The organism is Desulfurobacterium sp. (genome assembly GCF_027028515.1).
Taxonomy (GTDB): domain Bacteria; phylum Aquificota; class Aquificia; order Desulfurobacteriales; family Desulfurobacteriaceae; genus Desulfurobacterium_A.
The window spans coordinates 92,900-113,799 of the sequence record NZ_JALVIW010000008.1 but is presented as its reverse complement, the minus strand read 5'-3'; the positions used below and the strand labels follow the sequence as shown (position 1 = coordinate 113,799).

At 38.6% G+C, this 20,900-nt stretch carries 25 protein-coding genes; 10 read left to right on the top strand and 15 right to left on the bottom strand.

What is annotated here, in order from left to right; all coding sequences use genetic code 11:
• Position 1: 1 nt before the first annotated feature.
• The 9 genes from csm3 to MV676_RS01030 form a co-directional block, all read right to left on the bottom strand.
• Entirely contained in the window at positions 2-694 is a 693-nt protein-coding gene (gene csm3, locus MV676_RS01070) for a type III-A CRISPR-associated RAMP protein Csm3 (RefSeq protein WP_022846644.1), read from the bottom strand.
• 14 nt (positions 695-708) lie between these two features.
• On the bottom strand, positions 709-1,134 hold the full coding sequence (gene csm2, locus MV676_RS01065) for a type III-A CRISPR-associated protein Csm2 (RefSeq protein ID WP_022846643.1): 426 nt from the start codon (positions 1,132-1,134) through the stop codon (positions 709-711).
• Positions 1,124-3,196, bottom strand: a complete 2,073-nt coding sequence (gene cas10 / locus MV676_RS01060; RefSeq protein ID WP_297444514.1) for a type III-A CRISPR-associated protein Cas10/Csm1 — start codon at positions 3,194-3,196, stop codon at positions 1,124-1,126. The genes csm2 and cas10 overlap by 11 nt, the downstream gene beginning before the upstream one ends.
• A gap of 5 nt (positions 3,197-3,201) precedes the next feature.
• Positions 3,202-3,588 (bottom strand): HD domain-containing protein, encoded by a 387-nt coding sequence (locus tag MV676_RS01055; protein WP_297444469.1) that lies wholly within the window; start codon positions 3,586-3,588, stop codon positions 3,202-3,204.
• A gap of 78 nt (positions 3,589-3,666) precedes the next feature.
• The gene (locus MV676_RS01050; RefSeq protein WP_297444467.1) at positions 3,667-5,136 is read right to left on the bottom strand and encodes an SAVED domain-containing protein; all 1,470 of its coding nucleotides are present in this window, start codon (positions 5,134-5,136) and stop codon (positions 3,667-3,669) included.
• Positions 5,136-5,930: a hypothetical protein gene (locus MV676_RS01045; protein WP_155883393.1), complete on the bottom strand. Its 795-nt coding sequence runs from the start codon at positions 5,928-5,930 to the stop codon at positions 5,136-5,138. The genes MV676_RS01050 and MV676_RS01045 overlap by 1 nt, the downstream gene beginning before the upstream one ends.
• Before the next feature lie 5 nt (positions 5,931-5,935).
• Positions 5,936-6,538 (bottom strand): hypothetical protein, encoded by a 603-nt coding sequence (locus MV676_RS01040; protein ID WP_297444464.1) that lies wholly within the window; start codon positions 6,536-6,538, stop codon positions 5,936-5,938.
• Positions 6,531-6,971 (bottom strand): hypothetical protein, encoded by a 441-nt coding sequence (locus MV676_RS01035; RefSeq protein ID WP_297444462.1) that lies wholly within the window; start codon positions 6,969-6,971, stop codon positions 6,531-6,533. Before MV676_RS01035 ends, MV676_RS01040 begins: the two co-directional genes overlap by 8 nt.
• Before the next feature lie 39 nt (positions 6,972-7,010).
• Positions 7,011-7,589: a flavodoxin family protein gene (locus MV676_RS01030; protein WP_297444460.1), complete on the bottom strand. Its 579-nt coding sequence runs from the start codon at positions 7,587-7,589 to the stop codon at positions 7,011-7,013.
• Positions 7,590-7,732: 143 nt separating this feature from the next.
• Between MV676_RS01030 and MV676_RS01025 the strand changes: the two genes are divergently transcribed.
• Positions 7,733-8,182, top strand: a complete 450-nt coding sequence (locus MV676_RS01025; protein ID WP_022846635.1) for an antitoxin AF2212-like protein — start codon at positions 7,733-7,735, stop codon at positions 8,180-8,182.
• 8 nt (positions 8,183-8,190) lie between these two features.
• Positions 8,191-8,523 (top strand): septation protein SpoVG family protein, encoded by a 333-nt coding sequence (locus MV676_RS01020; protein WP_297444457.1) that lies wholly within the window; start codon positions 8,191-8,193, stop codon positions 8,521-8,523.
• On the opposite strand, the gene MV676_RS01015 is transcribed toward MV676_RS01020, so the two are convergent.
• The 5 genes from MV676_RS01015 to MV676_RS00995 are packed head-to-tail and all read right to left on the bottom strand — an operon-like array spanning position 8,477 to position 11,374.
• Positions 8,477-9,325 carry a 4Fe-4S binding protein gene (locus MV676_RS01015; RefSeq protein WP_297444455.1) on the bottom strand — a complete coding sequence of 283 codons (849 nt, stop codon included), beginning with the start codon at positions 9,323-9,325 and terminating at the stop codon, positions 8,477-8,479. The genes MV676_RS01020 and MV676_RS01015 overlap by 47 nt on opposite strands.
• Positions 9,325-9,477, bottom strand: a complete 153-nt coding sequence (locus MV676_RS01010; RefSeq protein WP_022846632.1) for a hypothetical protein — start codon at positions 9,475-9,477, stop codon at positions 9,325-9,327. Before MV676_RS01010 ends, MV676_RS01015 begins: the two co-directional genes overlap by 1 nt.
• A gap of 2 nt (positions 9,478-9,479) precedes the next feature.
• On the bottom strand, positions 9,480-10,340 hold the full coding sequence (locus MV676_RS01005; RefSeq protein WP_022846631.1) for an Mrp/NBP35 family ATP-binding protein: 861 nt from the start codon (positions 10,338-10,340) through the stop codon (positions 9,480-9,482).
• A gap of 1 nt (position 10,341) precedes the next feature.
• Positions 10,342-11,124, bottom strand: coding sequence for an inositol monophosphatase family protein (locus MV676_RS01000; RefSeq protein WP_297444452.1), 783 nt, complete (start codon positions 11,122-11,124; stop codon positions 10,342-10,344).
• 1 nt (position 11,125) lies between these two features.
• Entirely contained in the window at positions 11,126-11,374 is a 249-nt protein-coding gene (locus tag MV676_RS00995; protein WP_022846629.1) for a hypothetical protein, read from the bottom strand.
• A gap of 93 nt (positions 11,375-11,467) precedes the next feature.
• On the opposite strand from MV676_RS00995, the gene MV676_RS00990 reads away from it, so the two are divergent.
• The 3 genes from MV676_RS00990 to pstS all read left to right on the top strand — a co-directional run bounded on the left by MV676_RS00990 (position 11,468) and on the right by pstS (position 14,135).
• On the top strand, positions 11,468-12,139 hold the full coding sequence (locus tag MV676_RS00990; protein ID WP_022846628.1) for a response regulator transcription factor: 672 nt from the start codon (positions 11,468-11,470) through the stop codon (positions 12,137-12,139).
• Positions 12,084-13,031: a HAMP domain-containing sensor histidine kinase gene (locus MV676_RS00985; protein ID WP_297444512.1), complete on the top strand. Its 948-nt coding sequence runs from the start codon at positions 12,084-12,086 to the stop codon at positions 13,029-13,031. Before MV676_RS00990 ends, MV676_RS00985 begins: the two co-directional genes overlap by 56 nt.
• A gap of 66 nt (positions 13,032-13,097) precedes the next feature.
• Entirely contained in the window at positions 13,098-14,135 is a 1,038-nt protein-coding gene (gene pstS, locus MV676_RS00980) for a phosphate ABC transporter substrate-binding protein PstS (protein WP_297444449.1), read from the top strand.
• A gap of 48 nt (positions 14,136-14,183) precedes the next feature.
• Here the strand turns inward: pstS and MV676_RS00975 are convergent, their stop codons facing one another.
• Positions 14,184-14,438 (bottom strand): DUF4911 domain-containing protein, encoded by a 255-nt coding sequence (locus MV676_RS00975; RefSeq protein WP_027719978.1) that lies wholly within the window; start codon positions 14,436-14,438, stop codon positions 14,184-14,186.
• A gap of 549 nt (positions 14,439-14,987) precedes the next feature.
• Between MV676_RS00975 and MV676_RS00970 the strand changes: the two genes are divergently transcribed.
• The 5 genes from MV676_RS00970 to MV676_RS00950 all read left to right on the top strand — a co-directional run bounded on the left by MV676_RS00970 (position 14,988) and on the right by MV676_RS00950 (position 20,875).
• Complete coding sequence (locus MV676_RS00970; protein ID WP_297444510.1) at positions 14,988-15,734, top strand: GGDEF domain-containing protein; 747 nt, start codon at positions 14,988-14,990, stop codon at positions 15,732-15,734.
• A 129-nt stretch (positions 15,735-15,863) separates the two neighbouring features.
• Positions 15,864-16,862, top strand: a complete 999-nt coding sequence (locus MV676_RS00965) for a response regulator (RefSeq protein ID WP_297444447.1) — start codon at positions 15,864-15,866, stop codon at positions 16,860-16,862.
• A gap of 42 nt (positions 16,863-16,904) precedes the next feature.
• On the top strand, positions 16,905-17,786 hold the full coding sequence (locus tag MV676_RS00960; RefSeq protein WP_297444445.1) for a hypothetical protein: 882 nt from the start codon (positions 16,905-16,907) through the stop codon (positions 17,784-17,786).
• A 78-nt stretch (positions 17,787-17,864) separates the two neighbouring features.
• Positions 17,865-18,761 carry a homoserine kinase gene (thrB, locus tag MV676_RS00955; RefSeq protein ID WP_022846621.1) on the top strand — a complete coding sequence of 299 codons (897 nt, stop codon included), beginning with the start codon at positions 17,865-17,867 and terminating at the stop codon, positions 18,759-18,761.
• Positions 18,758-20,875 (top strand): UvrD-helicase domain-containing protein, encoded by a 2,118-nt coding sequence (locus MV676_RS00950; RefSeq protein WP_297444443.1) that lies wholly within the window; start codon positions 18,758-18,760, stop codon positions 20,873-20,875. The genes thrB and MV676_RS00950 overlap by 4 nt, the downstream gene beginning before the upstream one ends.
• The last annotated feature ends 25 nt before the right edge of the window (positions 20,876-20,900 follow it).

Below are 20,900 nucleotides of genomic sequence, written 5' to 3'. Positions count from 1 at the left end.
TTTAAAGCTCCACTTTCTCAAGGTCTATATCTTCTTCTCCTTTGCCTATTAAGGTTTTCTTTTTAAGTTTCTCAAATTTAATCTTTCCATAACCTCTTGATACACTTCCACCGATTCCGTCTATTTCAAGAAGTTTCAAACCTTTAAGTAGATATTCAAACAGTTTTTCATCTTCTTCGTCAAAAATTTTGTAAACAAGCTTAAATTTAAATTCTGCACCTGCAGGAATCCTTTCCGTATGCCTTGGATTTTCTCCGGTTCCTTTTATTCTGTTAACCATCACTTCAGCTTTATCTTCTGTCATTAATGCACCGACTCTTTCTTCTAAAAGCTTCCTGCTTTCTTTTGTTAAAAACAAATCATAAAAAGACGCTCTCGCAGGGCCTATCCTGTTTTCTTCAGAACCGGAAACACCAAAAATTTTCAAAATAACTTCTGCTTCTTTACTTCCATCAAAGTTTGAAAAAGGCTTGCCTCCCTGCATATCTACTTTTCCAAGGTACCACTCAAGAAGAAATCTCATTTTTCCCTTTATGGAAGAACCCGGAATATAAGGTTCATTGGTAATAGGATTCCTAACTACAGGATTGTCTATTCCGCCTATTTTTATCTCATCATTTCCCGCTCCTATATGAAGACCCGTGACAAGTTTAACAGTTCCTTCAATCGTGACTATTTCTTTTAATCTTTCCATCTTCTCCTCCAGTTTTAATTTTTCTTAACATACATATTTGCATAACCTACAACTGCTTCAAAAAGAGTCATGAGCTTGAGAAAGTTATCTTTATTGCTGTTGATTGCTTCATTAGTTAGTTCTTTTAAAAATCTTTCAAAGGCATTTCCAATATTATTTCTGCTTCTGTCATATGTTGCATAAGCTGCGGTCATTGCTATTTCTGGATAGAATTCCTTAATGTCATCCGTATTTTTCGTTTTTATTCTTTCTTTTATATCCAATAGTCTATGGTAGTGCTTGCGAATTTGGTGTTTTGACGTTTTATCTTCTGCAAACAATTTTGCCACTTTTTCTGCTGTATCTTTTAACACTTTTGCTTGCTTTTTCCGGTCTGCGGAAAGGTATTCTCTAAACATTTTTGTGATAATTTCCAGATCGGGATGGTGTTTAGTTTCCATATCTTCTCCTCCTGTAAAGGGCTTTAACTAATGCTATATAAAGTTTGTTGTCTTTTTCTTTTCTGCTGATGTTTTCAGAGTAAATTTCTATGTAGTTAATCCACTTTCTCAGGAACGAAGTGATGTGCTCTTCGTCGTTTTTATGATTTTCTTTTCCGTAGTTCCTGCTTATAAGGTAACTCAGATACGCCTTCCACAAAGCATTCTTTCCGTCCTCGGGTATGGAATTTGCCATGTCGGAAAGTTTTATAAGTTTGTACGCAAGGGCGGTTGAAACGTTGTTCTTATCCATTTCTCTTTCAAGTTCTCCAGCTATCCGGAGAAGCTCTTTAAATTCGTCGTAGGTTACCGTCCTTCCGAAAGCAGTGATGCGATTCTTCTTTTTCTTCGATTTTTCAAGCTCACCTTCTGCTCCTTCAGCAAGGAAATATACGGGAACGTCCGGTTTTGTAACAAAAATACCGGAAGAAAATGTAATATCGGGGTTGTAGGCAACATACCGTTTGAATTCTTTTTCCATCTCTTCAGAAAATTTAAACATTGTTTCCCACGGTCCTATCAGGAACAGGTCATCACCGCCCGCAAATACGGTATAGATGTTGTGGAATCCTTTATCCTTCAATTCAAATTTGCTGGTGAGAACAACAGAGAAAAAGTAATCTATCATTCTGCTGAGATATAAAACGCGGGAAACGGAGTATAAACTTTCCCTGCTTTTATCTTCAGAACCTTCTATTCCGACAAAACCTTTCATAAAAATAAAACCTAAATTGTCAACATCTGCTTTAAGAACACCGATGAAGGGTTTTCCTTTTAATCCTTTTTCATCTGAAATTAGGGATTCAATACCCAACTGGCAGAAAGTTTTAACTGTCGGTATATCTGGATTTTCCTCGCATCTTTTAATAATTTCTTCTTTTATTATTTCAGATAAATTTGCGCCGGGCTTATTGACCGGTAGATGGACATTCACATTTTTAGCTGGAATTCCCGGTACTGACTCACCTATGGAAAAAATGAGAGTATCATCCGGTGCACTTCTATATTCAGAAATCAGATTATTTGTATCCGTGTAAGCTTTTATGTCTGGAAGGGGGAAGAGTTCATGATTCGGTGTAACTTTTATTGCTTTTGCTTTTGGTAACTTTTCTCCGAGGTTCTTTAAATAATCACATAAACTGCATATTTCTTTATTTTTGCCGGTAGGGCGGATTCCGCATATTGAACATGGGGACTTACCCATGAGAGATTGAATGTAATTTTTAACGGCAAACTGTTCCGTGTTTTTGATGGAAAAGGATTTGAATTTCTGCTTTCCTTCTTCAATATGTAATTCCTTTAATTTTTCAAGGAATTTTCCCTTTTCAAAATCTTCCGGTTCTAATTTAACATAGGCAAGATTAATTGAAAGAAGTCCATAGTGATTTTTTATAAGTGCCTCTTCAAGCTGATGTTTAATATTTCTAATTCTGGATTCTGCATCAATATCGGGTAAAATCATCATAAATTTTCCACCTGCATTTAAAAGAAGAGAAGCTCTGTTTACTTCAAACTCTTCTGCTATCCGGGTAATTATGGTTTCAAGGGCAAAACTGACAAGCAGGGATTTGGCCCTTAAAATTTTTGCCGCATACTTTTTTGATTCTCCGTACCTTGAAAATATGAAGTTCTGTATTCCTGAAAAATCACCGGAGAGTAGAATATATTTTGGCCTTTTTTCGGAATAACTCTGGCGCCAGCGGTAAGAAGCAACAGCTATTGCGGCAGAAGAGGTCAAATGATCGCATAAAGGAACGTCAGGTATGGAGAATCCCCTCGGTGCATAGGTATTTGAAGGAATACACCACGTGTATCTGATAATAGCGGATTTCATCGCTTCATAAAATAGGTTGAAATTTGCAGTTTTTTCTATTGAGTTGAACTCGTCAACAAATTTTTCCAAAGTTGCCGGTAATCTGCGTTTCTCGCATCTTCGTAATATCTGCTTTTCGGGAAAAGCACTCTCCGGAGAAAGCTTTTTAAATTTGTAAACATAAACATCACTTGAAAGAAGCTCAGAGATATCATTTATTCGCTTTTTGTTATAAGCAATCTCTTCAAATATACAAATAAGGGGGGTCTTTCTGTAACCTGCTTCTCATCATATTTTTCTTCTATGTTATGCCTATCAAGTCCGGCGCTGTGCCTATCACCATCTATCAAAGCCTGAAGAGAGCTTGTTAGTTCAACATTATCCAGTTTTTCTCTTCCGTAATGATGATTTCTCACAAGTAAGGCTATTTCCTTAATTTCATTATCCCTGAAGAATTTTTTCAGGCCAGCGGAAAGTTTTCCTAAAACTGCCTTCTCGGACATAACTTGATGAGAGTCTCTTTTACCTTCAGCTCTTCTATAAAACTTGCCTATATCGTGAAGGAGAGCTGCTGTGGCAACGATTTCAAATTCTTTTTCCATGCTATCCCCTTTTGTTTCTTTTTAAAACCACCCTTCGTATATTATATAACGAAATTTTTTTAATTTAGTGGACGCAGATTAAAAAATATTTTTTGACTTATCTGTTTCTATTACGGCAGAATAACTGTTCTTTTCTGGAATATAGTTGTATATGGTTGCCGGTATAAACTTTCCGGCACATGCTCCGAGAGCAAAAGCCATCGGACATGGAATGCTCAAGAATATATGGAATCTCTCGACCATATACTCGCTTCGCAGTCTATTTAGTTCAGAATAGATTTCTGAAACAACGGTTTTCCATATTTCCCGATTTAAAGGTACATTACCGGTGTTCTCCTTTAGTGTAATATAAAAATGGGATGCATTTTTTAGATAATTTTTTACAAAAGCCCTGGTGGAACCGAGAGGATTATGGCTTGCTATGTGAAGAGTAATTGCGGCTTCTTTATTGCTTCCTTTTTCTATCTGGCTTGTTTTAATCCAGTTTCTACTGCGTTTTATTTCTTTGAGTTCTCTACTTATGGCGAGTATCGGATGATATTCACCGTCCTGATAATGATAGAGGACAGCTTTTTTTCTTACCCCGAAAATTATACCGGCTCCGTACATCAGTGATGAGACAACACCTGTAATATGAAATACTGCATCTTCTCTTCTCCCTGTAACTTTTAAAAGTTTACTGGAAAATTCCTCTTCTAAAAGTTTGTGGAAGGCTTCGAGGGAGTTTTCCAGGGAATTCCCTTTAACTACACCCATATCGGAAAGGGAAATACCGGAAAACTTCGACACGGCATCACAATTTAATTTAGTTTCTTTCTCAAAATTTCTAAAGAAAATTTTTACGGCTTCTTTGTGTTTTCCGACCATTAGCGGGAAAGGTACAGGAATACTTCGTTTGAGATAGCACTTCAATTGTTTGAGATATTTGACGTCTTCAGCAGTTATAAGTTTTAGATTTTGCTCTTCACTTATCTTCTTTTTTTCGCCGATAAGACCCACAGAAAGAATATTTCTGTAACAATCAACACTTCCGGTGAAACTGAGATGAGAAAGAAAGTGTTTATCTTCTGCAAGTAGCCCCGCTACGACAGCAAGCATAAACGAGTCCTGACTAAAAGAAGAATCAAATGTAACAGCAAATCCTTTTCCCGTTGCTCTTTTAATTACACTTAGCAGTTCATCATCTACTTTCGAAAAGTTTAAAACGGAGTTCTGAAGAGGTACCAAGTGTGCCGTTATTATTTTACCCTTTCCATACTTTACAACAGGGAATTTAACTTTTACTACTTCTTTTGAAAAGAGATCAGAAATTTCCTGTTCTGAAAGTCCAAATAAGTTTTTAAATAGTTTAGGTCGTTTAAAGTGCTTGAAGTTTTTAATAGCATAGAAAGTTTCAAAAGCTGTTGACCAGGGAAGACTTTTTTCTTTAACAGCCTTTAAAAGAAAGGGAAGGTCTTCCTCGTCAACCTCACCGCTTCTGATTAGTTTATTTGTCTCTTCTGTAGTTAATTCTATTTCTTTTGTCATTAATTTTCCAAACCAGCCCATTATCGACCTTCTATGGAAATTGTTTTGGCAATGTACTCAATGTTACTCATTACAGGCCTTTCAAACTCTATGATAAATTCCTCCGGCAGTTTATCAACGTAAAGTTCCATGTTAAGTACCTTTATTAGTGCCGGTTTGTTTATAATACTGCTATTTATTACCTTCACTCTGAGTTTATTTTCGTGATTGAAAACAATAAAATCTTCCATCGCTACGGCCTCTTTCTCTCTTCCGGCTACTGCTGGCAGCATTTCTAACGTTTTACCCGATACGTAAAAGAGCGTTTTCTCCTTTTCTTCTATTTCTCTTATAAGGTTGAAGAGAAATTCCCTGCTCCTTTTGGCTTCAAATAATTTGAATTCCCGTTTAACGGCCAGCTTATCCCCTATTCCGCATCTATCTTTCGGAAGGTAAAAAGTTTCGTCTTCTAAATAGCGCTTTATAATTTCAACATCTTTTTTGTCAATTCTTCCGACAAGTTTTGCCGAGCCAAGCAAGTTTTCTGTTATGTAAAGAACCATATCACCTTGCAAAATCCATTTGTCCCTTAAAGGATGTTCAAAGTTGACTATCAGGTCGCTGGAAGTTGCCATTTCCCAGAGGTAGGACATGAGAACGGTTTCGCAGGGAAAAGCACTATCTAATACACAGACAAGTATAGGATTTTTATTTGTTGTAAACTCTAAAACATCGCCTATTTGAACTTCTGTCACGTTTTTTCTATGCTCAAACATCACCTTTACTTCTCCATTAATTTCAATGTAGTCCTTCAATAATTCATTCAATGTAGCCATACCTTCTACCCTTTTAAACGAAATTTCTTACAGATTTTTGACATGTAGAGTTCACAGAAAAGCACAAATTCTTCTTCGTTTAAAGATCCATATTCCTTAAAGAGAGAATTCAGTTTTGGCTTTAGCCTATTCCACCTTTTATATTTGGCCTCTCTGGATAGGGCTGATAAGAATGGATTTTCCTCAGAGGGATACTTTTTGTTGAACATCATCCAACATAGTGTTTCAAGTTCCTTGCTTGAGAGATGGTTAGCTACTATTTCTACCATCTCTTCTGCAAAAAGGAATGCTATGACTGAGCGGCTTATACTTTTCCCTGAAAATTCGGGAAGAGACTTTTCTTTTAAAATGTGCTGGATTCTACCCTTTAAAAATTTATCCTGAAAGTAGTTGCGTACTATAGTGTACAGGAAACTGAAATTTACTTCCTTTCTTTGCTCAATAATTTCCTTTTTCTCCGTAAGGATGTAAGAAACTTCAGCCCTTATAACCTGAAAGCTGCATTCACCATACTGCTTAAGTATAATTTGCTTTTCTTTTTCCGTTAACTTCTTGATTAAAACGGAAGTTATCTTGTCGATGATTTCTGGTGACAGAAAGTTACTCACCGCATACTCCGCAGAATTTAAGCAGATTTTCGTCTTTTACAAAGTATTCTGGAATTTTAAAAACTTTCCTGCGTGTATTTCTCCTGAAATCTATATAGATGAATTTGTAACTCTGTTTGATGAAGTGAAATTCATCACAAAGTTTATTACATTTTTGTAAATCCACTCTGACAGGTTCAAGGTCATAACCGTAATGTCTGCTTTTTGTTGTGAGAAACGTACAGATGTAGTTTGATTTCACCTTTTTGGATGTTATTATCGGTCTTTTTTCCCGCTGTCTTCTTATTCCCAAATCGGCAGAAACAATACTTGAAACGGATGAAATGTCAACAACAAGCCACAAACATCTGGAATTTTTACATCTTTCCATGCTTTTTTCCACGTAATCTTCTTTGAAAAGTTCCCTGTATATTTCCATCAATCGTTTTTTCATTGTTCGAACCAGCGTAAATGCAGTTTTAATTAAGTTGGACTACTTTAACATTTCGGCTATCTCGTTTATATGCCTTCCGAGGCTTTTTGCCGTTTCAATGCCGCCTTTGTTGAACTCAAACTTGCCGTCCTTCTGACTCGCCACTGCTGCGCAGCCAAAATGGGCTGTTGGTGATGTGTCACCAAATACAAGCATGCCGTGAATGAGAGCCCAGCTGTGAATTGCCTGAATAGTATGTTCCTGCCCGCCGTGAATAGTTGCTCCAACTGCCAGAGCACCACAGAACTTGTTTTTAAGAGACCAGCTTACCCTTAATGCTCTTGAACGGTCAAACAGAGATTTCAATTTTCCGGTTATTGAACCAAAGTAAACGGGGGAACCTACAACGATAATATCAGCTGCAGTCATTTTTTCCGCTAATTCCTGGAAACCATCTTTTAGAACGCATGTTCCGCCGTTTTTCTTGCAGGCGCCGCAGAGCTTACAGTAACCGATTTCGTAGTCCGACAGGGATACAATTTCTTTTTCTGTACTGGAGTCTATTTCATCGAGAGCTATCTTAAGCAGTTCTAAAGTCGAGCCTTTTCTGTGAGAGCCGTTAATTGCCAGTACTTTCATTGCAACCTCCGTGTTAGTTGTTGTATTATTCTATCAAACAATGCGGATTTAGAAAGAAAACCCATGATTTTCCCTTTTAGCTTGAAAAGTGAGGCTTTTCTCTCAAAATTTAGTTGTAAGGCTAACATCTGGAGAATGCAACCATGAAAGGGAAGTTCAAAACGGCACAGGTGGTTTATAAAAACGGCGTGTTCGTACCGGTAGAAGATGTAGAGATAAGTGAAGGAACGGAGGCAGTCGTTGTTTTTTGCGAAGTTCCTTCTTTTGAGGAAAAGCCTCCATGGTGGAACGAGGTTTCAGGCGATGAAAACTGGAAAAGAGCCCTTAATGGACTTGTTGAAAGGATAAAAGAAATTGTAATTCCAGAAGAGCTGAAACTGATAGATAGAGAAGGGGAACGGGAAGTTATTGTTATACTTGAAGGTAATGAAACCGCGTTTTTAAAAACTTTAATGGAAGCGGGATATCACGTGTATCAAACGACAGGCATATTTTTCCCTATACAGGTAATTTCTCGTAAGAGACTTCAGAGATGGCAGGAGTTTGATAGAGAAATTTTCCGTCTCATACAGGACGGAATTTCCCTTTTGTAGGAGGAATCTTGGACAAAAAGGCTGTTGAAAGACTCCCTGTAATGGACATGGAAGTTACTGATGTTCGCATATATCCATTTGATACAAGCGGAATAGGAGGAAATGTAAAGGCCGTTGCAGAAGTAGTTATAAACGGTATTCTCAAAATAAAAGACATAAAAATTATAGAGTCAAACAAGGGTTTTTTTATACAGATGCCGACAAGAAAGTCAAAATCGGGAGAGTTTGTTCCAGTAGTTGAGACAATTGATAAAAATCTCTATCTGCACATAAGGCGTAAGATTCTGGACAAGTTTAAGAAGGAGATTTCTCGTTATGATTCCTACCTTGAGGAATTTTAAAGATAGAAGGATACTCTATATCAAGGGCTTTGCAGTCTCTTATGCAGTTTAAACACCTTATGCAGGAGGTGCTGTTCGGATCTTCATAAATTTTATGGTCAACGGGGCATACATCCTGACAGTGGTTGCACCTTGTACACAGGGATGCGTCGTGTGTAAACCTTATAGGTGATACTTTGTTAAAGAGTGAAAAAAGAGCACCTAACGGGCAGAAGAACCTGCAGAAAGGCCTCTTTGTAAAAATCGCTCCTCCCACAATGAGTATCATGACGGCAACTTTAAAAGAAAAAAGCATTCCGGCAAGTCTCCTTATCTCAGGATGAAATCCCACCCAGTAGAGTCCTGCCTCAAGCGTTCCAACCGGACACATCATGCAGAAAAGGTGTTTCTTTAAAAAGTAAGGAAGTATCAGGACAGGGAAAAGGAGCATAGCAAACTTAATCAGTTCTAACTTTTTAGGCATTCTTACTTTTGGTGTTGGAATCTTGTAAAGCATGTCCTGCAGAAGACCAAACGGACATATCCAGCCGCATATCCATCTTCCGAAGGGTAGAGAAACGGAACCTAAAATACCGAGGGTGTAAAACGGGAATTTTGCCATTACCATTAAGTGAGAGAGTGTTCCTATTGGGCATGAAAAGACGGAAGCGGGGCATGCGTAACAGTTCATTGACGGAAAAGGAATGGCTTTCAAAATGCCGGTATAAAGTTTTCCGCTAAAAAAGTTCCATACAGCAAGATTTGAAATTATTGCGGTAATTGACTGATAAAATCTTCTGTTTTTAAAAAAGGGTACCTTCATTATTCAATCCCTATACAGGAAAGGCATAAAAGCCTTCCGTTTTTATATACATAAAGCCACTCCTTCCGGGACAGACCTATGAAAACAAAAGATAAAAAAATGATAAGGAGCAGCAGAGCCGCTCCCGTTTTTCTGTCAATCTTAACTTTCATCTTCAGCTTACCTTTTCAATAATTTTATCAGCTATGGATTCAAAAGCCTTTGCAGATACAGATTCAGGGTCAGCTATTACTATCGGTTTTCCTGCATCACCTGTCTCTACAACTTTAGGCTCAAGAGGGATTTTCCCCAGAAATTCTATGTCAAGTTCTTCTGCTGCTTTTCTTCCACCGCCAGACTTAAATATTTCAATCTCCTTACCGCAGTGAGGACATATGAGTCCGCTCATGTTTTCAATTAGACCTAAGACAGGCACCTTTAACATCTTTGCAAAATTTACGGACTTTTTAGTATCAAGCAACGCTACTTCCTGTGGTGTGGTTACAATCACAAAGCCGTCAAGAGGTTTTATGAGCTGCGCAATACTTAAAGCTTCATCACCGGTTCCAGGAGGAAGATCAATGATGAGATAATCAAGCTCGCCCCAATCCATCTCTGCAAGAAACTGCTTTATTGCCTGATGTTTTAGGGGTCCTCTCCATACGACCGGCTGACTTGAATCCTGAAGCAGAAAAGCCATGCTTGCCACTTTAAGATTTGGCATTTCGTCGGGCGTGTAAGGCTCTATAAGCTCCGTTTCCGGATTAACGTGAAGTTTTGCACCTTCACCGCCGAGCATTTTCGCAACGTTAGGTCCGTGAATGTCTGCGTCTAACAGTCCGACTTTAAAGCCTTTTTTAGCAAGAGAAGCGGCGAGGTTTGTGGCAACAGTGGTTTTTCCTACACCACCTTTACCACTTAAAACCGCTATTTTATGTTTAATCTTTGACATGTTACAGATAAGCTTTTGATCGATAGGATCTTTCACTGTTGAACATTTATCCTTTAGACTGCAGCTGCTGCATTTCTCATCCATTCTAAAAACCTCCTAAATATTTGTTCACTATTGAAAATAGATGTTTGTAGCTGCTTTGGGAAGCTCCTATGATATTTCCCGTCCTTAAAAAGTCTCTACCTCCTTTAAAATCGGAAACGGTGCCGCCTGCTTCCTCTATGAGAAGAACGCCTGCAGCGATATCCCAGGCTTTTAAAGAGAGCTCCCAGAATCCGTCGAAAATCCCCTTTGCCGTGTAGGCAAGATCTATTGCTGCAGAACCGCACCTCCTTACGCCAGAAACAGAAAAGAAGACCTCTTTAAAACAGACGAGATAATCGTCTAACATCTCTTTTCCTTTAAAGGGAAAACCGGTAGCTATCAACCCTTCATTGAAAGGTCTATCGCTTACTTTTATCTTTTCACCGTTGCAAAAAGCACCGCTTCCCTTTTCAGCCGAGAAAACCTCATTTAATTTTGGAATTGAGACAACTCCGGCTATCATTTCACCTTTAAAAGCAACACCTATAGAGACGGAAAACATAGGTAGTCCGTGTATAAAATTCTTCGTTCCATCAAGAGGGTCAATGTACCATGTGTAATCGCTGTTCCCTGACGTACCGCTCTCCTCTGCTACAATAGAATGATCTGGAAAATAGGTTTTTATCGTTTCTATTATCTTTTCTTCAGCTTCTCTGTCAGCTTTTGTCACATAATCGTTTTTTGATTTAAAGGCTATCTCTTCTTTCTCAAGACGCCCCTGGTAACCTAAAAGTATCTCTGAAGCTCTCTCTGCCGCTCTTAGTGCCACGTCGATAATTTCCATATTACTCCTCTAACATGTCCATGGGTGTTGGTCTAAATGCAATACTGATGACATTCCCGTTTTCAAGGAGGTATTCTACCTTAAAAGATTCCTGTATTGTTACGAAATCTTTTTCTTTTTCGTTTATAAGAGCAAGCGTGAGGAAAACTGCCTCGTCCCACTTGTCAAGCTCCGTGAAAACAACCTTTAAATCAAATCCAGAACTTGAAAGGACTTTCTCAACGGCAGCTTCAAACTCTTCCGGTATCATACGCTTCCTCTCTGTTAAGAGTCTGTTAAGGGAAATGTTAATAAAATATAAACAACTGCTTGTGTGAATAAAATTAATACTGAAGAGGCAGAAATGAAAGAGATAAAAATTGCGGTTGTTGAAGATGACATGGAAATAGCGAATATCCTCAAACTTGCTCTTTCCCGCGAAGGCTATAAGGTAAGGGTTTTTGATACCTCTGAAAAGCTACTTAACAACATTATCGAGTATCGGCAGGCTTACGATCTAATAATTCTTGATGTTATGCTTCCGGGAATGGAAGGCAGAGATGCCTGCAGGTTATTAAGAGATAGAAAAATTGATGTGCCTGTCCTTCTGCTGACAGCCCTCTCAGGTGAGGATGACAAGGTTAAAGGGCTTGACAGCGGAGCAGATGACTATCTTACGAAGCCTTTCAGCATAAAAGAGTTGCTTGCACGGGTTAGAGCTCTCCTGCGACGACACGGAGAAATTTCAGTGCCGCCGAAAACCGTCCATAGCAGTATTCAATTCCTTGATGACTTTAGAACCGTAGAAATTAACGGCAGGAAGGTATATCTTACAAAAACAGAATTTATGATTTTTAGAATACTGGTAGAAAACAGCGGTAAAGCTATAAGAAAAGATGAACTGTCAATGAAGCTTGGAAGCAGAGGTTCTATTAGAGCAATAGACGTTCACATAAAAAACTTGAGAGAGAAACTTGGCAATGAAGGGTACAAAATCAAAACAGTCTGGGGAGTCGGTTATAAATTTGAACCTTGAAACCCTGTCGGTAATAAATAGAGAATCCTCTTCCATACTTTTCATGGACAGTACGGGAACAGTAATTGGAAGTTCAGATAAGATATGGGATAGATTTCCTTATCTTGCAGTCATAAAAATGTACGAAAAGTTAATGAAGGGAAAAAAGGCAGAAGCTGAATTCGAAGAGGGCGGAAGAATTCTTAAAATAAAGGCTAAACCTCTGGAAGATGTCTATATGTTAGAGATTGAGGATATTACAAGTCAAACCTGCATAGAGGAATTTAAGAAAAGAATAATTTCAACAATCTCTCACGAGCTTAAAACGCCCCTTACGGTTATAAAAGGCTATGCAGAGCTTTTATCCCTTGAAGCAGAATCTGAGATTATCGGGAAAATGACATCTCAAATAGACAGAATAATGAACATTGTTAACTCTATAAGCCTTCTTATGAAAGGCCAGGAAGGTGAGTTTGTAGAAATAGATGTTGGTGATGTTGTTGAAGAGATAGGACACCAGTTTAAAGATAAAATGGCAGCCAAAGGAATAAATTTTAGCGTCAGCGTTGAACCTGACTTAAAGATAAGTGCCGAAAAGATACTTTTTCAGCAGCTTCTCATAAACCTTCTGGACAATGCAGTAAAATTTACAGAAAATGGTAAAGTCGGTGTAAAGGGATACAGATTAGAGGATAGTATTGTGATAGAAGTTTATGATACCGGAAGGGGCATTCCAGAAAACCTTAAACCTTTTATTTTTGAGAAATTTGTAAAGGCGAAAGAGAGTCCGGGACTCGGAATAGGTCTTTCTCTCGTTAAGACGATAGTTAAACACCACGGATGGGAAATAGAATTTGACTCGTCAGCGGGAAAAGGTACAACTTTTTTTATCAGGATACCTGCAAATTCTTAACGAAAAATTAACATTTTTGTGAGATATTTTAATCAGCAACCTTGAAAATTTTCGGGAGGAAAAAGGATGAGAAAGATGAAGAAAGTTACAGTTGCGGCTCTGACAGTTGCAGTAACGGCAGGAACGGTTTTAGGAGCCTCATCTTCAGCTAAAGCATGGACAATCAACGGAGCGGGTGCTACATTTCCATATCCTGTCTATGTTAAGTGGGCAAAGGATTTTAAAAAGGCAACAGGGAATAGAGTAAACTACCAGGGAATTGGTTCCGGCGGTGGTATCAAGCAGGTAACCGATAGAGTCGTTGATTTTGGCGGTAGCGACAAGATGCTTAAACCATCTGAGCTTGACAGGAGAAGGCTTTACCAGTTTCCGGCGGTTATTGGCTCAATAGTTGTTGTTTACAACCTTCCTGGTGTAGGCGATAGAAAGCTTAAGCTTTCAAACAGGGCGGTTGCCGACATTTTTATGGGTAAAGTGAGATACTGGGACAATCCTGAAATCAAGAAGGATAATCGGGATGTAAATCTTCCTCACATGCCTATAACAGTTATTCACAGATCAGAAGGTTCAGGAACTACATGGAACTTTACGTACTGGCTTTCCGGAATATCACCTGCATGGAAGTCCAGAATAGGGTACGGTAAAGTTGTAAGATGGCCTACCGGTATAGGTGCAAAAGGAAATGCAGGTGTAACAAACTACGTAAAGCAGATTCCTGGTGCAATAGGATATGTTGAATATGCTTACAAAAAGCAGAACAGACTTTCTGCGGCTGTTCTCCAGACAAAAGAGGGAAACTGGGTTGAGCCCTGCGATGAAACATTTAAAGCAGCCGCAGCCCATGCTAAATGGTCTTTAGGAACTCACTTCTATACCGAAGGAAATCTTCTTCTCGCAGAAGGTAAAAACAGCTGGCCTTTGACAGTTGCAACAATGATTCTCCTTCCAAGAGAGAAAAAGATAAAAAATAAAGAAGTTACTGAATTCTTTAACTGGGCATTCAAGCACGGCGATAAATCTGCTGAAAAACTTGGTTATGTTCCGCTTCCGGAATCTGTTAAGAATATGATCAGAAAATACTGGAAAACGGTTGTTTTTAAGTGATTCCTTCTCATGTTTCTCTCCGGATGGCTCCGCCTTAGGCGGGCTTTTCTATTCCCTGTGCCAGCTGTCTCCTGCCTCACCTATAACTTCAAGTTTCTCAACAAATCCACCACTTTTAAGGTATTCAATGGCCTTCATACCTTCATCAACAAAGTCCGGCGCCAGCCAGATCTCTATAATTCCTTTTTTGTTGTCTCGTGTCCTGACTGTTCCCACCTCGTGATACCACTCAAAAATTGCGTTAACAAATGCAATGTCTTTCACTGAAACTTTGCAGATTAAATTCACTCCTTTTTTCAGCAATTTTTCCTCCACGCTAATTGTACCATATTCTTAATTTCAGAATTTCTTAAAGGCATTTCGCCTATGCTGCAATTCTTGTTTTGCTTATGCTTGTATATAATTATAATTTACAACCAATTACTTAATCAATAATTTTGAATAGTTTTTTGACAACTTGGATGTTGCGGATTATAATAAATTTAGTAAGGTGCCAAATAGCTGTATACGATAAAAAGTAGAAGGTTAGCATGTGTAATTGGGATTTCATACCTCTTTCAGGTAGATATGAAAGCAGAAATAGACTTTACGAAAGATGTCCACACAGAAAGCGTTTTCTGAACACGGTCCTGAACCTTACTCCGCTTCTTGTTCCGGTAATTGTAATTTTTCCCGCCTACCTGTTTGGAAAGCCCCTGATGTTTAAGTTTGGAGTATTCAGTTTTTTTTCTGTCAATACTTGCAAAAATTATCTACTCGATGGGCTGTTATTTTTTATCTGCCGTTACTCTTATTCTTTCAGTTTCTCTACTTTGTTTCGGAATAGTTGTTCAAGGAGAACACTTTTTGTACATGTGGTTTGCAGTTGTCCCAGGACTCGCCTTTTTAATTCTCCCTTATGCTGATGCTGTGGGTGCCATTGCAGCGTTTTTATCAGGAATTTTCATTCTTATTTTAAAGTATCACCATCATCCGGTCAGTACGCTTTTATATTACACTTTAAACCTCATTGGCTTCATATCCATTATTTCTCTCGGAGCCTTTATTCTGATAAAAATCATTGATGATACTTTTGAAATGCTTAAGGAATCTTCTATGAAAGACTCTCTAACCCAGGCGTATAATCGGCGGGCATTTATGGAATTTATCAAGGAGGAAATTGCAAGAGCTAAAAGGTATCAGTTTCCTATATCTTTGATTATGATTGATATTGACGATTTTAAAAAGGTTAACGACACCTACGGCCACGCTAAAGGTGATGAAGTTTTAAAAAAGATGGCAGCTCTGATAATGATCAATATCCGTAGATGCGATAAGCTTGTAAGGTGGGGTGGAGAGGAATTTGTTGTTATATGCCCCCATTTATCAAAAAGAGAAGCCTACTTCGTTGCTGAAAAATTAAGAAAAATAATTGCCTCTCATGATTTTAACGGTGTAAAAATAACAGCCAGTTTTGGAGTGAGCGAGATAGATCTCAATGATTCAATAGATAGGGCACTTAAACTGGCAGATAAGGCCCTTTATGAGGCAAAAAAATCCGGCAAAAATAGTGTTAAAGTGTATGTGGAGGAAGAAGATTCTGGCCTGATATTTGATTGAGGTTTCTTAATAACCACCGCATTAAGCAAATAAACCACCAGGCAGGTAAATTAAATAAAAAATTATCCGCAAACTTGCATGTTTTGAGTATAATTTTTATCATTATTGTGATTGAATATGGAGGGATGAATGGACAGTGGCCTGCTTTCAAGGAATGATAATTTAAGATTGGGCAATACTGAATTTCATATACAAACTGAATATTACAAAACTTCTCAGGAAGTTGTGACACTGATATTCAGAAATGGCAAGGTTCTTAAGAGAATAGAGAGAAAGCTTACCGGAGAAGAGCAACCCAACGAGGTTGTTAAGAAACAGCACGCAGAAATAATTCATAAGTTGCTCTCTGCTTCTTCAACAAAAGAAAAAAGTGAGAAAGAGGAGAAAACAACTATCGATGAATTGATCTTATCGGCAGACACGATAGACTTTTTCCGTTTACTGGTTTCTCAAATCTTTGGAAGAAAGGATTTTATATTTGCAAAGATAATTGATGTAGAAGGAAGGCCCGTTTTAGAAATAGTAAGAAAGGGAAAAAGCGTTGATGAAGAGGTTTTAGAAGCTTTTATAGAGGGATTCACTCTTGAAGAGAAGCAGTTTTACTATCTTGGCGATGACGGACTTTATCTTTACGGATTTAAGTTGAAAGATGGAACGATGGTTGTTGTCGGTTTTGAACGGGAAGATTCAAAACATGCACTTGAGAAAATTCTCTACGAAGCTAAAAACTGCTTAAAACCAGAATGCGGCAGCCGGAAACTTTCCATACTTATCGTGGAAGATGTCCTGTTCACAAGACTTGTTGTCAGGGAAACGTTCAGGTTGATTGCAAAAGAGCTGAAGGATTTTTGTTTTGAAGAAATAGACGAAGCAAAATCACTGTACGATGCCCTTTCTGTTTTGAAAGAAAAACGGTTTGACATCGTTATTACAGATATACACCTTGGTGACGGTCTTGGGACGGAAGTTGCTGCATTTATAAAAAAGCATTTTCCAGAAACTAAAGTCATCGCTCTTACGATGTATCCTGAAGATTATGAAAAACATAGGGACCTTTTTGACGAATATATAGCAAAACCTATTACGCCACAGGAACTAAAGAATAAGTTTTTAAAAATTTTCGAATAACATTTAGTGTATGCTTTTAAAAACGATTGGAAGGAACAGAGCATGTCTAAAAAAGTTATTTACGGCGTTTTCACCATTATAGTGCTCTTAGTAATATCATTTTTCGGTGCCAAAATTTATATTAACAAAAAGGTATCAGAAAAGATAGATAAAAAAATTGAAGAAATTAAGCCTTACGCAGACGTAAGCTACAGAAGTGTTGACTATTCTCTGCTCAGAAATCAACTTACCATCAGCGGAATAAAAGTGCTGTACGCTGGTTCAAGATATCCTGTAACGATAAACAGAGTTGTAATTTCAGATTTTGATAGAGAGCATGATTTTCCTCTCTTTGCTTTAGTAAAAGTCAAGGGAATTACTTTCTATGTAAACTCACTTCCTGAGGAAGATAGACTCATTCTGAAAGCTCTTGGATATGGTGATAGAATGAGTGCAGATTTTTCAAGCTCTTACAGATATGATATGGAGAAAAGAAAACTGACGATTTCCGATTTAACATATCACCTGAAAGATATTGGCACTCTGTCCTTAAAATTCAATTTCGGAAATGTCAGGCCGGTAAGAGAAGAGGAAGTGCTTTACTTTCTTTTAGGCGGATGGGGTGAAATTTCAATTTATAACGGAGAGATCTCTTACTCTGATGAAAGACTTTTTAATAGGGTGATAACCCTTATTGCTGCTGAAAGACACATTTCTCAGGATCAGGTAAAAGCTGCGTTAATTAAGCAGATAAAAAACGAGCTTAACGGCGATCCTGTTTCTGAAATGCTGGCAAAAGCGTTTGTTGACTTTATTTTAGATCCGGGAACGTTAAAGATAACCGTAAATCCTGAAAAGCCTGTAACTATTGCTGAGATCATTGCAGAGGATTCTGTTGACAACATTCTGCAGCGTTTAAATCTCAAAGTGGAAAACGTGCACTGAACTTTAGTTCACTCAGAAGCTTGATTTTTTTCTGTTTCAAAGCTATTATCTTATCTCAAGCTAAACGGTGGAGGAGTGATGAAATTTAAGGTTTCTGTTCCCGCTTCAACGAGCAATCTCGGTGCAGGATTTGACGCTCTTGGCCTTGCTCTTACAATCTATAACGACTTTATTGTAGAAACTGCTGATGCATACTCTGTAGAAGTTGAAGGCGAAGGTAAAGGTGAGCTTCCAGAAAACGAGAAAAATCTGTTTTTGAGAGCCTTTAAAAGTACGATGGAATACCTCGGCTTAAATCAACCTGTCAAGGTAAAGCAGGTAAACAGAATACCCCTTGGCCGCGGAATGGGAAGTTCCGCAACGGCTATCGTCGGTGGTATTCTTGCCGCTGAAAAAATAGCAGGAAAGAAACTTTCCCTTCCTGAAGTAATAGATGTTGCTTTTAAGTTTGAACCCCATCCGGATAACGTTCTGCCTGCTTACACGGGCGGATTTGTTGTTGCGGCAACTAACGGGGATCTGTCCTATGTAAAACTTGATTTTCCGGAAGAGCTTAAAGTCATAATAGTCGTTCCTGAACTATTCTTATCAACGGAGGATTCCCGCTCCGTCCTCCCCGAAACATACACCAGAGAAGATGTAATATTTAACGTTCAAAGAGTTGCCCTTCTCATGGGTGCACTTCAGAAGAAAGACTTTTCTCTTTTAAAAGAAGCGGTTAAAGACAGAATTCATCAACCTTACCGGTGCGACCTCATCCCCGGTTTCTGGGAAGTTTTGTCTCAGGGGTACAAAGAGGGAGCTTATGCGGTTTACCTTTCCGGTGCCGGCAGCTGTATAGGTGCACTTGCTGACAGTAACTTTGACAACATTGGAAAAGCCATGTGTGATGTGTTTGAAAGTCTCGGCATTGACGCCAGATACCTTGTCCTTGAAGTTGACAAAGAAGGTGCAAGGATAGAAGACGTCAAATGATAGAAAAACTGCTAAAAGATCTAAACGAACAGCAGAGAGAGGCGGTAACCTATTTTGATTCTCCCCTGTTAATACTTGCAGGAGCGGGTTCTGGAAAGACAAGGGTCATAACCTACAAGATAGCTTACATGATAGAAAAGTTTGGTTATGAACCTGAAAGGATACTTGCCGTTACCTTTACAAACAAAGCGGCAAGGGAAATGAAAGAACGTGTAGAACAGCTCCTTAAAGGTAAAGCCGGCGTTTCTGTTGCGACGTTTCACGCTTTTTGCGTTAGACTTTTAAAATCTCACAGTGTAAGAATCGGTTTTAAGCCAAACTTTTTGATTATTGATTCAGACGACAAGAGAAATCTTCTTAAAACCATTTTAAAAGAGATGAACTTAGATACGGATCTTTATAATCCTGCAGCCATCGGTTCAATGATAAGCAACGTAAAAATTGGCCTTTTTCCTCCCGAAGCGATGGAATTTAGAGGTTACGACCGGTTCTCGGAAATAGTGGAAACCTATAACCGAAAGTTAAAGGAAATGAACGCTTTTGACTTTGACGATCTGTTGCTCTATGCAAAAAAACTGCTTACCGAACACGACGACATAAGGAAGCGTTACATTGAATTTTTCCAGTATGTTCTAATTGATGAGTACCAGGATACGAACGGTATTCAGTACGAAATAACAAAGGCTTTAACGATAGATAAGGGAAACGTTTGCGTTGTCGGTGACGAGGATCAATGTATATACACCTGGCGGGGGGCAAATATAAACAACATCTTAAACTTTGAAAAGGATTTCCCCGGTGCTAAAGTTATAAAACTTGAGAAAAACTACAGATGCTCTGGAGTAATCCTTTCTGCCGCAAATGCCGTTATAGAACACAACAAGATAAGGAAAGGAAAGAAGCTCTTTACAGACAACGAAGATGGTGAGCCCATAAGACTGTTTGTAGGGTTTAATGATCAGGAAGAGGCTTACTTTGTTGGCAGAACGGTTAAGAAACTTATAGATACAGGTACGAAACCTTCTGACATAGCAATCTTTTACAGGACAAACGCCCAATCAAGGAGCGTTGAAGATGCACTTAGAAGATCAGGGATAAACTATCAGATAGTCGGTGGATTGAAGTTTTACGAGAGAAAAGAGATAAAAGATATCATTGCGTATTTAAGGATTATTCTTTTTGATGAAGACAGACTTTCCATATTTAGAATTCTTAACACGCCCAAAAGGGGTCTTGGGGCAGCTGCGGAAGAGAAGATAAAAAAACTTCTGGACGAAGGCAAAAGCAATCTTGAAGCCCTTAAAGCGATGCTCGAAACCGCTCCGACAAGGCAGAAAGAAGGTATAAGGGAGCTAATTCACATAATAGAAGAGGGAAGAGAAAAGGTAAACAGTTTAAGACCTTACGAGCTTGTCAGATTCATAACTGTAGCGGCAAGGTATGAAGACTATTTAAGGAAAGAGTACAGGGAAGATTGGGAATCAAGACTCGAGAATATAAGAGAGCTCGGAAACACAATAGAAGAGTTCGCAGAAAGGACAGGCCTTAAAGGTGAAGAGCTCTTTTTAGAGTTCTTAAACACGATTACACTTTCCTCCGATCAGGATGAGATGGAAGAGGCGGAAAAGGTAACGTTGATGACTGTTCACGCCTCTAAAGGTTTAGAATTTCCCGTAGTTTTCATAACGGGACTTGAAGAAGGACTATTTCCCCACGTTCGTTCCCTTGAAAGCGCGGAGCAGATAGAAGAGGAGCGGCGTCTGTTTTACGTTGCCATCACCAGGGCTAAAAAGCTTCTTATTCTAACAAGGGCAAAGAGCAGGCGTTTCTTTGGCAGTTATAGAGAAAGTGAACCTTCAAGATTTCTTGAAGAGATACCGCCCCATTTAATTAAAAAGGTGGTAAGGAAAGAGAGACCTTCAAAAACTGCATCAACAGAAAGCATCTCTTCTGTTAAAAAGAACAAAAAACCGAAAATTGTTTTCCATAAAAAGTTTGGTAAAGGTGTTGTAAGGAGAGTTGAAGGGATTGGTGACAATGCAAAGGTGACAGCCTTCTTTGCCAACTACGGTGAAAAGACGATTGTCATGAAGTTTCTAAAAATTCTGGCATAGAAATTCACATTTGCTTTTCAGTTCT